The sequence below is a fragment of the Microbulbifer sp. MCCC 1A16149 genome (assembly GCF_050368945.1).
Lineage (GTDB): Bacteria > Pseudomonadota > Gammaproteobacteria > Pseudomonadales > Cellvibrionaceae > Microbulbifer.
In genome coordinates, this window is the sequence record NZ_CP185959.1 from 2089224 (window position 1) to 2102356 (window position 13133).

General features: G+C 55.9%; 9 protein-coding genes. 3 read left to right on the forward strand and 6 right to left on the reverse strand.

From position 1 onward, the window contains the following. Positions 1–167: 167 nt before the first annotated feature. Positions 168–3113, forward strand: coding sequence for a M16 family metallopeptidase (locus tag ACONT6_RS08870; protein WP_428821346.1), 2946 nt, complete (start codon positions 168–170; stop codon positions 3111–3113). 172 nt (positions 3114–3285) lie between these two features. Next, positions 3286–4857: a hypothetical protein gene (locus tag ACONT6_RS08875; protein WP_428821347.1), complete on the forward strand. Its 1572-nt coding sequence runs from the start codon at positions 3286–3288 to the stop codon at positions 4855–4857. Between the two features lie 24 nt (positions 4858–4881). On the opposite strand, the gene ACONT6_RS08880 is transcribed toward ACONT6_RS08875, so the two are convergent. After that, a complete protein-coding gene (locus ACONT6_RS08880) occupies positions 4882–7083 on the reverse strand; it encodes an OsmC domain/YcaO domain-containing protein (protein WP_428821348.1) in 2202 nt (733 codons plus the stop codon). 246 nt (positions 7084–7329) lie between these two features. On the opposite strand from ACONT6_RS08880, the gene ACONT6_RS08885 reads away from it, so the two are divergent. Then, a complete protein-coding gene (locus ACONT6_RS08885; protein ID WP_181253081.1) occupies positions 7330–7758 on the forward strand; it encodes a hypothetical protein in 429 nt (142 codons plus the stop codon). A gap of 134 nt (positions 7759–7892) precedes the next feature. Here the strand turns inward: ACONT6_RS08885 and ACONT6_RS08890 are convergent, their stop codons facing one another. The 5 genes from ACONT6_RS08890 to ACONT6_RS08910 form a co-directional block, all read right to left on the reverse strand. After that, on the reverse strand, positions 7893–8426 hold the full coding sequence (locus ACONT6_RS08890) for a hypothetical protein (protein WP_428821349.1): 534 nt from the start codon (positions 8424–8426) through the stop codon (positions 7893–7895). Between the two features lie 19 nt (positions 8427–8445). Next, on the reverse strand, positions 8446–8775 hold the full coding sequence (locus ACONT6_RS08895; protein ID WP_428821350.1) for a hypothetical protein: 330 nt from the start codon (positions 8773–8775) through the stop codon (positions 8446–8448). 226 nt (positions 8776–9001) lie between these two features. Beyond that, positions 9002–9655, reverse strand: coding sequence for a hypothetical protein (locus tag ACONT6_RS08900; RefSeq protein ID WP_428821351.1), 654 nt, complete (start codon positions 9653–9655; stop codon positions 9002–9004). A 129-nt stretch (positions 9656–9784) separates the two neighbouring features. Further along, entirely contained in the window at positions 9785–10852 is a 1068-nt protein-coding gene (locus ACONT6_RS08905; RefSeq protein WP_428821352.1) for a lipocalin-like domain-containing protein, read from the reverse strand. Then, positions 10845–13082: an FtsX-like permease family protein gene (locus ACONT6_RS08910; protein WP_428821353.1), complete on the reverse strand. Its 2238-nt coding sequence runs from the start codon at positions 13080–13082 to the stop codon at positions 10845–10847. The genes ACONT6_RS08905 and ACONT6_RS08910 overlap by 8 nt, the downstream gene beginning before the upstream one ends. Positions 13083–13133 lie beyond the last annotated feature (51 nt).

A 13133-nucleotide genomic window follows, 5' to 3' on the forward strand; every position in this document is an offset into this window, starting at 1 on the left:
AACTAACAGTGGACGTCCGTTTCATTAACAACTTTCAAAGCTTCCAGATTTCATCATCTCCACAGATGACAGACACCCGAACTGGCAAGAATTCCATTTTCCCCTAAACACACCGTGTGACTGTGATAGCATCGACGAGTCTCTAATAAAAAGGAACTTCAACCACCATGCAACGCACTAAAATCGCTATGATTTTCGCTGCGGCGCTGCTCGCAGCCTGTAGCAAGGGGCCGGAGGAATCGGCCAAGCAACCGACACAGGATAATGTGTCCTCTGAGGCGCAAACTGCCCTCCCCGCCGGTATCACCGAGGTCGAGACCTTCGACGGCGACGGCGCCGAAATTGCTATCCCATATACCAAATACAAACTCGCTAACGGACTCACCGTCGTCCTTCACGAAGACGATTCCGATCCGCTGGTGCACGTGGACGTGACCTATCACGTGGGTTCCAACCGTGAAGACCCGGGTCGCTCCGGTTTTGCCCACTTCTTCGAGCACATGATGTTCCAGGGCTCGGTCAACGTGGGCGATGAGGAGCATTTCCGCATCATCCAGGAAGCCGGTGGCACCCTGAACGGCACCACCAATACCGACCGTACCAATTATTACGAAACCGTCCCGGCCAATCAGCTGGAAACCGTACTGTGGCTCGAAGCCGACCGTATGGGCGTGTTCCTGGATGCGGTGACCGAGGAGAAATTCGAAGTCCAGCGCGAGACGGTGAAAAACGAACGCGGGCAGCGCGTAGACAACCGTCCCTACGGACGCGCCCTCGAGACCATGTACGCGGCCACCTATGCCGACGGCCACCCCTATTCCTGGCCCGTTATCGGCTGGATGGAAGACCTCAATCGCGCGGATCTCACCGACCTGAAGCGGTTCTTCCTGCGCTGGTACGGCCCCAATAACGCGGTGCTGACCATCGGCGGCGACATTGACAAGGCCAAGACCCTCGAATGGGTCGCCAAGTACTTCGGCCCGATTCCCGCTGGCCCCGAGGTGGAGAACCTTCCCAAGCAGCCGGCAACACTGGATAAAGACCGCTATGTCACCCTGGAGGACAATATCCACCTGCCGGCACTGGCGATGATGATTCCTACCGTGTACCGCGGCCACGAAGACGAACCGGCGCTGGATGCCGCAGCTGAAATTCTCGGCCACGGCCAGGACTCCATGCTCTACCAGAGCCTGGTACAGACCGGCCGCGCCGTTCAGGCCAGCGTCTCCCACTCCTGTAAGGAGCTGGCCTGTGAGATGTGGTTTATCGTGATCCAGAATCCTGCATCCGGCGAAAGCCTGGCGGAAATGGAACAGGCCGTGCGCGACACTCTGGTAGAGTTCGCCAAACGCGGTGTTAGCAAAGATGATCTGGTGAAGTTCAAGGCGGGCTACGAGTCCGGCCGTGTATTCGGCCTGCAGTCCGTTTCCGGCAAGGTCTCCACGCTGGCAGCGTTCGAAACCTTCACCGGCAGCCCCAAGGGCATTGATGACGAAATCAACGCCTACCTGTCAGTAGAAACCGGCGACGTCACCCGTGTATTCGACCAGTATATCGCTGCCAAGCCGGCGGTCCTGCTGAGCATTGTCCCCAACGGCAAGCCGGAACTGGCCGCCGCGGAACAGAACTATGAGTGGGAGCGCACCATCCCTGAAAGCTACGGCGATGATGACGAAGCCCTTGCCCTGCGTCCGGTACAGGACAGCTTCGATCGCAGCGTTCAACCGACACCCGGGGTCAACCCACAGGTCGAACTGCCGACGATTCAGGACGGCAAGCTGAAAAATGGCGTGCGTCTGCTGGCCGTACAGAATGAGGAAACCCCCACGGTTACCGTACAAGCGGTATTCGGTGTGGGTCAGCGGGATGAGCCGCGCGGCAAGGCCGGCCTGACCTCGCTGATGACCTCACTCATGAACGAAGCCACCACCGAGCGCAGTGCCGCAGAGTTCGCTGAGGAACTCAAACGACTGGGCGCCTCCATCAGCATCAATGCCGGCGACTACGACACCACGGTGTCCCTGAACGTACTCGCCAAGCACCTGGATAAAGCCGTCCCACTGATGCTGGAACGCATCCTGAAACCGGCCTTTACCGAAGAGGACTTCGCCCGGATCAAGCAACAGACCATCGAAGGCCTGCAGCAGGCACGCAAGACACCGCAAGGCCTTGCCACTCGTGCAGTGGGCGCAGTGATGCGTGGTCCCGAACACCCGCTGAGCTTCCCCAATGGCGGTCTGCCGGGCACCGTGGCTGAAATCACCCTGGATGACGTCACCAGCTACTACAAGGCGCATTTCCCCGAGCACTTCGGCGGCGTAACCGTAAGCACCAGCCTGCCCCACGACACCATCGTGAAGGCACTGAATGACCTGGCACAGCTCAAGGTTACCCAACCAGCGCGTCCCGCGATTGCGCTTCAGAAGCCTGAAATCGAAGGCCGCACCGTGTATCTGGTCAACAAGGAAGGCGCCGCCCAATCAAGCCTGCGGTTAAGCCAGCACGCCCTGCCCTACGACGCGCTGGGCGATTACTACCTCGCGTACCTGGGCAACTTCCCACTGGGCGGCAACTTCAACAGCCGGATCAACCTGAACCTGCGAGAAGACAAAGGCTACACCTACGGCGCCCGCACCTATCTGCTGGGCGAACCCGAGGAAGGCAGCTACATGTTCAGCTCTGAGGTGAAGAAGGACGCAACCGCAGACGCGTTGAACGAGGTCCTCAAGGAACTGGATACCTACGACGGCGAAGGCATGACCGAGACAGAGTTCAACTACCTGCGCTCTGCCATCGGTCAACAGGAAGCCCTCAGCTACGAAACCCCGTCGGCGAAACTGGGTCTGCTGAACCGCATCCTGCGTTACGACCTCCCGCTGGACTACCGCTCACAGCAGGGCACCATCCTGCAGGAGACGGACCGCAAAACCCTGAACAAGGCCATCACCGGGCTGCTCGAGCCTGAAAATATTGCAATTGTTGTGGTGGGCGACGCCGCCAGCATCCGCGCGGACGTGGAGGCGCTGGGTATGCCGATTGTCGAACTGGATGAAGATGGCTATGTGATTAAAGCCGAGGAAGCGGAGACCGCGCCGGACGCCGCAAGCCTCTAATTTCATATTGATGCAAATTGAAAGGCGGCTTCGGCCGCCTTTTTTTATGCGACCCGATAACTCCCCTTCTATTCAGACCACCCACTAAGTGGCACAGGAACTAACACAGACCCAGCACCAACAGTCCTACACTTAATTCGACAGGATGTGATTTCGAAAGGAGCTTCGCAGTATGAAAGTACCTTCGAGACGGTGTGCGCTACTGGTTTGCACACTGTTGGTTTCCAGCTACGGCTTCTGCGATGAAATTGCCCTCAAAAACCAGCCCTGGCTGCTGCCTTTCGATATCAACCACCCAGCCTACCCGGCAGATCCAGACAATTATCAGACCCCACCGGTACGTCAGCAGGACACTTACGATTTTGCCTGGCAATCATTTATTGCCCTGAACTGGCCATGGAAACAAGGCGGTCCAGGCGGGCAACCAGATGCTCGCGGAAAGCTCGCCGGTATCGCAAACAACACCGCTCCCCACCCCATTGTTGTGTGGGAATCCTACATGGATCCGCAAACGGCATTTACGCCCCCAAAATACTGGCCAGTCGAATGGGGAAACCCCGAATTTAGCGCGCTACAACGCTTGTCATCCCCTCCCTGCTATTCCGACAGTTACGTCTACGGACGCCCGTTTGCGCCGGGAATCAATCAGCCGTACACCAATTCGAATGTACCCACTGGTCCGCTGGTGGACCAGAACAAAGAATTTGTGCGCGTGGAGGTGACCCTCAGCCAGCCGTACTTTCGCTACATCAAGCAATTCAAATACTACGATGCCGACAACCAGGTGATTGCGGTCAACAATTTTATCGACCATGCCAACGAGTATGGACAAGCGCCTCCGCCTGCCCTGGGACCGAGCGATGACAGTGATAGTTTTCAGCCGCTACCCACAGGGCTGGAGTACTACTTGCGCGACCTCCCCCTGTATGCCCGTCAGGGTATTACCGAAGTCAAAGCTGCGTGGAAAGTATTGAAAACAGAAGGGCCAAACGCGGATATCCCCGGGCGCTACTTCCGCCGTATGCTGCAGTTCCCGCAGCCAGATGGCAGCCTCAGTGAGCCCACATTAATGGGATTGGTGGGTTTCCATATCCATCGGGTGACCCCCTTTGGACATTTGCCTTCGACCTTTGAACACGTGGACAATGTGCGTGTGGAAAAACGCTTCAATGACCCGCTGCCCAGCCCAATGCACCCCGCATTTAACCCGGGAAAAACCGAAAGCTATGCATTCAACCGCGCGCCGGATTATCCCAATGGATACGAAGTGGGAGGAAAATCGGGTGAAGCCGGTTTGATTCCCGCAACCTTCAAGCTGGGCGATCCGCTCCCTCTCAAGTCGGAAATCAAACAGGTTAATGTATCTCGTGTAACGCCCATTCCACTGGATGTGCAGATTGCCAACAGGAAATACCAGTGGCTGCTGCGCGACTCGGTGTGGTCCTACTACCAGTTAATAGGCACCCAGAACAAAAACCTGGAAGTGCCCAACCGGCACCTTGGCCCGGGTATCCCGGGCGCGCAGCACTCCAGCGTCCAGAATCTTGTCAATACAACGCTGGAAACCTATACGCAAAAAGGATTCAGCTGCGCGCGCTGTCACCTCAACGCCTTCCCACACGGGGTCACTTCGTACCCGCCGTATGAAAAGCGCTTTGAGGCACTACATGTGATGAGCTTCCTGCTCCTGAATGCCAAATCCGGCCAGGAGGAAAACCCGCAGATAGGCTGCTCAATGCCCTGACTGCGGCTTACAGCAAGCCGCTAATCAGTTACCTTGCGCGCACGCGGCACGGGTCGCGTGCAATTTCTTGTAGCTCTCGATCAGGCGCAGGTGTTTGTCCAGCCCTTCAAGCTGCATATTGGTGGGCGTGAGACCGTGGAAACGCACAGAACCCTCCACGGATCCGATTACGGCCTGCAACACTTCCTCACCATACATACGACCGAGATTGAAAGTGAAATCTTCCAACTCGAGCTCATCGTCCAGAGTGACTTCCAGCACCGCCTGTACCGCACGGTAGAAGAGCCCCCGCTCCACGGTGTTGTCGTTGTACTGCAGGAAGGCTTCAACCAGTTCCAGCGCTTCCTCGTGGCGTTGCAGGGCGAGATAAACCAGCAGCTTCAGTTCAAGAACGGTCAACTGGCCCCATACGGTGTTCTCATCGAACTCCACACCGATCAAAGTGATGATGGTTTCATAGTTGTCGATCTGGCTCTCTTCCAGGCGCTCGACAAGATCTTCCAGCTGCGCGTCGTCCAGGCGATGCAGGTTCAGAATATCCTCGCGGTAATCCAGTGCCTTGTTAGTATTGTCCCAGATCAGGTCCTCTACCGGATACACCTCGGAATAACCGGGCACCAGAATCCGACAGGCCGGCGCGCCCAGTTCTTCAAAGGTTGCCACATACACTTCCTTGCCCAGCTCTTCGAGAATCTTGAACAGACGCGCAGCTTCCGTGTCATTGGTGTCTGCGTGATTACCGGAGAAATCCCACTCTACGAATTCATACTCGGATTTCGAACTGAAGAAACGCCAGGAAACCACGCCAGTGGAGTCGATAAAATGCTCCACAAAATTTTGCGGCTCGGTGACTTCGAGGCTATTGAAGGTGGGCGGAGGCACATCGTTCAGGCCTTCAAAACTGCGCCCCTGCATCAGCTCGGTCAGGCTCCGTTCCAGAGCCACGTGGAAACTCGGGTGCGCGCCGAAGGAAGCAAATACCCCGCCGGTGCGAGGGTTCATCAGGGTCACACACATCACCGGGAACTGTCCGCCAAGAGATGCGTCCTTCACCAGGATCGGGAATCCCTGCTGTTCCAACGCCTCAATACCCTCGATAATATCCGGGTACTGCTCGAGTACCTCACGGGGCACATCCGGCAGCGCAATCTCCTGCTCCAGGATCTCCCGCTTCACAGCGCGCTCAAAGATCTCAGACAGGCATTGCACCTCGGCCTCGGCCAGGGTGTTGCCCGCACTCATGCCGTTACTGAGGAACAGGTTCTCGATCAGGTTGGATGGGAAGTACACCACCTCACCATCAGACTGACGCACAAATGGCAGCGAGCAGATGCCGCGATCAACGCGGCCAGAGTTGGTATCGACCAGGTTGGATCCGGCCAGCTCCCCTTCCGGGTTGTAAATGGCCAGAGTGTAATCATCCAGAATGCCTTCTGGCAGCGCGTCGTCTTCCTCCAGTGCAAACCACTTCTCGTTGGGGTAATGCACGAACTCCGCGTTCGCGACTTCTTCACCAAAATACTGGTCGTTGTAGAAGAAGTTGCAGTTCAGGCGCTCGATAAACTCGCCCAGCGCAGAACACAACGCGCTCTCTTTCGTGGCGCCCTTACCGTTGGTGAAGCACATAGGTGAAGCGGCATCGCGAATATGCAGCGACCACACATGCGGCACGATATTTCGCCAGGAGGAAATCTCGATCTTCATCCCCAGGTCCGCCAGGATCCGGGTCATATTCGCGATGGTCTGCTCAAGCGGCAGATCCTTGCCCTCGATCATGGTCTGGTGCGATGCATCAGGCTCCACCATCAACAATGCCTGCGCATCTCCCGCCAGATTCTCCACCGTTTCGATTTGGAAATCCGGTCCCGTCTGGATCACCTTCTTGACCGTGCAGCGATCAATAGAGCGCAGTATCCCCTGCCGATCCTTCTCCGAGATATCCTCCGGCAGCTCTACCTGGATCTTGAAGATCTGGTTGTAGCGGTTCTCCGGGTCGACAATATTGTTCTGCGACAAGCGAATATTGTGGGTCGGAATATCCCGCGCCAGACAGTACACCCGCACAAAGTACGCGGCACACAGCGCCGATGAGGCCAAAAAGTAATCAAACGGGCTCGGCGCCGAACCATCGCCCTTGTAGCGGATCGGCTGGTCGGTGATGACCGTGAAGTCGTCAAACTTGGCTTCAAGGCGCAGGTTTTCGAGGAAGTTGACGTTGATTTCCATGGGGAACTACCGGGATTTGAGAATTTGACAGCCGAAAGAGGCTGAGGCGCGGCATTATCCAGAATTTAGGGTAGCTCGTCTCGTTTAACTGAGCGTGTTTCTGCCGCGGCGCCTGGCCTCAGTCAACCTCAGATCCACGTCATTAGCGCCCTAAGGTTCCAACTACTGTGACCTGGGACAAAGTACAACGAGGACACAGGCTTATACTCTGCGCATTTCGCCCCCCCCAAATATCAAGAGGTACTTATGAAGATTCAATGGATCACTTTAGCCGTCCTGGCCGCCGCACTCAGCATGCCGACACACGCTAAAAGCAATTCCGGTTTCGGAATCGGCTTGGGGTATGACCTGGGCGTTGGTGTCACCGCCCAATTCCGCGGCACCTCGGTATTTGTGAACAGCGATGCGCTGGCGCTGGATGTACGCCTTCACAACTTCAGCAACGACCTGCGCACCGTTCACGCGTATATCGACGCGGGCGGCTTCTATGAAGATGGCGGCCGTTACAAGGACAATGACAAAGCCGGTGTCCGTTTACCGGTGGGCCTGAGCTTCGGTATTGCACCCAGCCTGCAGGCGTATATCCAGGCCGTGCCGAATTTCGCCTTTAGCGACAATGAAAACAAAGAAGGTTTTGGTGTAGACGGTGCGCTCGGTGTTCGCCTGCGCTTCTAATTTGCCAAAAATGCGCTGGAGTCTATCGATTGGCCCAGCGCGACAACTCCGCCGTTGAGCGTTTACGATACCAAATACGCCCCCGTGTGCGGATAGCCTGCGCCTACAAGCCATTGCCAGTGAGGCAAGGATGATCAGGGGCAAACCGCCAAACCGACCCCCAGTTTTCTCAGATCTATCCCGCTCAGCTCACGGCGATTTCCACTCTCGTCAATCGCAGACGCGGAGACCGCGGGAATAACGCTATCAAAGCCTTCGTCTACATGCATAGTTACCACAAGGCTCGGCTGAACCATCCGGAATGGAGGATCAGGACGAAATGTCAGAGTTTCCGTTTTTGACTCCGTATCTCTTATGACTTCGTAATCGGTGCCTTCGGGCTCCACAATGACGTCCAAGGATTTCCCACCAAATATGTTGACACTAAAAGAAGCCACTCCGCCGCTATCATTCGCACTTAGAATAAGGTTGGCGGGTAAATCACGGACTTTCGCACAAGTACCAAGATTATTTCCCGGCGCGAAAAATGTGGGGGAGCCAGGGCTATCCAAAACCTTGAGAGTCAATCGCGGCGCGTCTAAGTCATCCCCATCAGGCACGGGGACAGTCGGACACCCATCCAATAGAGGAATAAGTAAGAGCAGGAAGATTAACTTTCCGTTCTTCATTAAATTCTCCTAATCATTATTATCGCTTCGCGATTACACCGATAAATCCGTATAATCGATTCCCGCTAACTCCTTCAGGTATTGCCAGCACATACTGCTTACCATCGACCCGGTGAAAACGGTGGTCCAGCAACTCAAAAATGGCAGTATATTCCTCCCCATCTCCGCGCAGGTTCTGAAACTCCGCGACCCGTACGCCTCGCGCAAAATCACCGCCGGTTGTACGCAAATGCACACGTTGCACTCGCTCATGTGAACGATTGATAATTTCAACACGTACGTACTTAAAGTCTGCGTCGTATTTATGATTCGTTTTCAAATCGACGATAAGTCCAACGGCGAATGCCACGGGACTCATAGAGAGCAATAGTATAAAACTCGCTAGATATCGCATTACCTCCTCCCTGCCGGTATGTTTTCCCAACACTAGAAAAGGAGAGGCTACCAATTAAATGGGGGGGCGTCGTCAGAATTAGTAGGCGACCTTTAAATTGTCAGCAAACTCATTACTAAAATGAGTAACCATACAGTTTCACCACTCGATTACCCGCCAATTGATTCATCAAACCTTGTAGTTACTCGGCACCTACACCACATCCACGTGGCATCTTCGATACATCAACTTCAATCAATAAGTGGTCATTTTGTGCTCCACCCAGGGGAATCAACTTATATCGATCCCCCCGCATAAAGACGCTGAGGTCACCCCTCACACTCGTGATCTTCATGCTGCTATTTTTCACTAGCTCTTGCTGCGGGACTTCCAGTGCAGGGCCCATCCCATAGGGCTTCCCTTGCATGGAAAACTTTCCTTCATGTGTGAGATACAGGTCCCCGGACATCATATTTTCCAAGGCCTCGCGATGCTCCTCAGCAACATCATAGTCATCAAGCAATAACTGATCCCGCAAAAAAAAGACAGTCCAGCGCAAGCCACTGGTTACGGTGTTAATTTTTCGGGACTTGATGTATGCGAGTTTCCCTCCGGGCAATATGACTTCCCTAAACTCGTCGCTGCCTAACACCTCGCCCAAGTGCACACCTACCACATGGGCACTTATTGAAATCGACTTGATGTAATTGATGTAGTCCTCGGAACCCTTGAGATCTTTGTCCAGGTCCGCCAAACGGCGATACTCGAAGATATCTCCTGCGAAGAGTTCAGAAGACACCATCAGCGTGATCAAAAAAATGGCGAATTTATTGGTAATCGTCTTGATCCAACCCACGGCGCCTGCTCCCTCGCTCAAATTGAATGACCAATCTAGAGCAACAATTCCCACGCCGCAGGCATTTCAACGCCTTGGACACGGGCAATAGTTACCCGGTTGAGAAACAGAAAACCACGCAGCGGGTGGTCACTTTCCATAACCCGTCATTTCAAGATAGCCCTCCCCTTCTTGACTGCCACTGATTGTCACCGGGCCCTCCCAGTAGCGTAAATTTCCTGGATTCCAGTAATCACCAGACCAGGACCGTATTTTGAGATCTATAGCCTCAGACGGCACCTGCAGCTGCCAGACCACCGGCACCTCGCCATAACGCGTGTCGCGAGTTTCGATCGGCAGCAGGTTGAACTCAGCTGCCTCCAGCGTTCGGGCACTGCCATCGGGAGCGACCACAGTACCGAAGTAAAAGTCCTCTACACCCCGCACGCCGAACAGCATCAGGTGTCGATCATCATTAAGGTGCAGCGCCATCCAATCCCACCCCTCTTGATCTGAATTAAGGTACTGACTGCTCCACTCGCGATCGAACCATCCCTGCCCACTGACACTATATTTTTCTGGGCCTATTTGTACCTCACCGCCAACTACTTGCAGCGGGTAGCTGAAATACATCGAGCCACCACCTCCTGCCGATTTGGCGCTGAAGCCGCGGTCACCATTCAGCACAACAGATGCCTGTGGCTTTAGCTGCAGGCGATAGCGAAAGTCGCCACCATCTACACGCAGCTCCCAAGTGTCGCCTTCCAGGCTGACGAGCTGCCATTGATCAATCCAGGCTTTGAAGGGTTGCGCGTCTACGCCGGCCTGGCCACTACCTCCGCGCGCGGCACGATCAGCGAAGTGGTGATCTTCGGGACGGCTCAGAGCTGCGTGGGCAAACCAGACCTCGTTGCGATGCCAACCCGGCTCTTTGTCTTTGTAGGGGCCAGGGCGGATACCGGTGCGAAACAGTGTCCACTGGACGCCGAATGGCTCTCCGCGGGCAGTTTTCAGATTGGCAGTGAGATACCACCACTCCAGGCGGAACGCAGGATGCGGGCCCATATCATGCGGCAGCTCCACGGTCATCCCTGGCGCAGCCTGACGAAACCCCTCAGCCCCGGCTCTCAGGGCGTCGATAGAAGCATCCGACTCGGGATCATTAGTGCAGCTTGCGAGCAGTATTGGAATCAATAGCGAACGACAGAGATTATTCACCTTTTAACGTCTCCAATCGCACAGGGTTACCCACCAGCGTGCCGACGATCGCGCCGATTAACAGACAAAGCAACCACACCTGTAGCCAAAACCCGGGGTAGAAATGTAGCGGAAGCGCCCAGCCGAATGCCGCAGGATTGACCCGGGCGACAAGCACCCACCCAAGAAAGATTCCCAACGGTATCGCAAGCAACCCCAGCAAACCGGTCACCAAGATACTATGAGCAATCAGCCGACGGCGCAGGCTGTTACGCCGCACACCGGCGACGTGAAGCAGCGTAAAACTTCCCTGCCGCATACGGAAAATCACCAGCCCCATCAACGCAAGCGCGGTGCCTGCCAGCGTCAGAGTCAGCGCATTCATCAGCTGTGTCATCTGGAAAGTTCGGGCGAAAGCGGCGTTGGCAGCGCGCTTCAAACCGGCTTGATCACGCAGGCGGCTGCCACTCATCCACCCATACATTTCGGGCCAGTCCTGCCACGGGATTTGATCGATATCACTCACACCCAGCACAAAGGTGGAGTAACGATTGGGCGATGTGTCAGGAACCAGTGAGAGCGGCAGCATCACCTCGCCCTGGGGCCGTCCGTAATCGGCATATATGCCTATCACTTCCCGCGACAGCGCATTGGTACCTAAACGCACCTTTACCCGATCGCCCAGGGCCAGCGACTGCCTGCGCGCCAATTGCTCATTGATCAAGGCACCGCGCGCAGAAAGTTCCGACCACAACTTTGGCTTCGAAGCGAGGAACGGCCACTCCTGTAGCAGTGGCGAGGCGGGCTCGACTGCCAGTATATCGACGGATATTTCAGTCCCCTCAGGCCCCTGCTCCATTAACCCAGAACTACGCACCATTGGCAGTACAGCGGTCACTCCAGACAGGTTTCCAAGCTGTGAACGCCATTCACCAGTGGCTACCGGCTGCCCCGGATCGAGATAGAGATCGCCCTGCAGGCGCTGATCAAGCCAGCGGGCAAAAGTGGATTCGAAGCCGGTAACCATTGCCTGTACGCCGATTGCGGTTGCGATGGCAAACGCCAGCGCGATGAGCGGCAGACTCAAAAGCCGGCACAACGCCCGCATCTCAGAACAGGACCATTCCAGCAGCGGCCGTCGATTTTGCGGTGTTGAATAGTGGCGTTCCGCCCGCAACAGCAGCCAGTTCAACACCTCTGGTAGCACAAGACCAACACCGGCCAGACATCCAGTAGCAGCAGCAAATACCACCCAGAGTGTGTCCGTAGTGAACAAAATCGTCAGCGAAACGGTCGCTAATCCAAGCGAACCCAACCAGCGCGACCTTCTGGCCTGCCCCCTGCCCGCGCCCTGCCCGATTGCTTGTGGTCCACCCCATCTTGCCTGGCGCAGTGACAGCAAGTCCGCACAGGCCCAACCCACCACCAGCGCCAAAATCAAAATCATGCCGAGCCAGGTTGCCGTGGTCGGCTGGCTTTTCTCAAAAGTATCAACACTGAAAAGCCCACTCAGCGTACCCAGGAACCCGTCGGCCATCGCCGATGCCAGTCGCTCTCCCAGCCAGACACCTAGGGTACCGGCAATTATTGAGACGAGTAGCACTTCGATAATTAATGCGAGGCGCAGCCTGCGCGCAGAAACCCCCACCCGCACAAGAATTTCAAGACTGCGCCGCCGCTGTTCCAGTGCGAAGCTGTACACACTGCGTACCAGCAAAGCAGCAACAAGCAACGCCAGCCCCCCCAACGCGTCAAGGCTTAGCAGAAACGCCTCGACCAGAGGCTCCGGTTGTACTCCGTAGTCTTGTAGCTGGCCGCGGTAGCCATCGGGAAGCGGAGTTTTTTCAGTCTCCACGGCCGGCAACAAAATCAGCAGAGTGCTCCGCCCGGCGGACGCCAGCTGCGCAGCGACCGCAATATCCGTCAGCAGCTGTCCACGCGGCACACCGTCAACTTCCTCTAACTGGAAATGTTCTGCGCCCTCCAGGGACAATCCTCGCCAGCGCGCAAGATCCGCAGCACGGCCAAGCAGTACCGATCGATCCAGCTCAGAGAGTAGTTTCCCGCTAATTGGCAATTCATTATCAACAGCGTCCCCGTCATTCGACTGTCTGTACTGGCGCAGGCAGTCCGCAGTGAAAGGATCAATGCCAACTAAAGTCGGTACACCGCTGACAGGCAACCTGACTTCGAGCCGTGGTGAAGCGCAGAGGCCACTGCGGCGCAGACGCACAAAATCCTCTACAGACATGGCGCGGCCATCCTCTCGAACCACACTCAAGAGCGGTTCCAATGCCGCCCT

Bases quoted from the DNA above. Each gene is read 5' to 3' on its own strand.
- ACONT6_RS08870 (WP_428821346.1), top strand. From the start codon at position 168: ATGCAACGCACTAAAATCGCTATGATTTTCGCTGCGGCGCTGCTCGCA.
- ACONT6_RS08875 (WP_428821347.1), top strand. From the start codon at position 3,286: ATGAAAGTACCTTCGAGACGGTGTGCGCTACTGGTTTGCACACTGTTG.
- ACONT6_RS08880 (WP_428821348.1), bottom strand. From the start codon at position 7,083: ATGGAAATCAACGTCAACTTCCTCGAAAACCTGCGCCTTGAAGCCAAG.
- ACONT6_RS08885 (WP_181253081.1), top strand. From the start codon at position 7,330: ATGAAGATTCAATGGATCACTTTAGCCGTCCTGGCCGCCGCACTCAGC.
- ACONT6_RS08890 (WP_428821349.1), bottom strand. From the start codon at position 8,426: ATGAAGAACGGAAAGTTAATCTTCCTGCTCTTACTTATTCCTCTATTG.
- ACONT6_RS08910 (WP_428821353.1), bottom strand. From the start codon at position 13,082: ATGTCTGTAGAGGATTTTGTGCGTCTGCGCCGCAGTGGCCTCTGCGCT.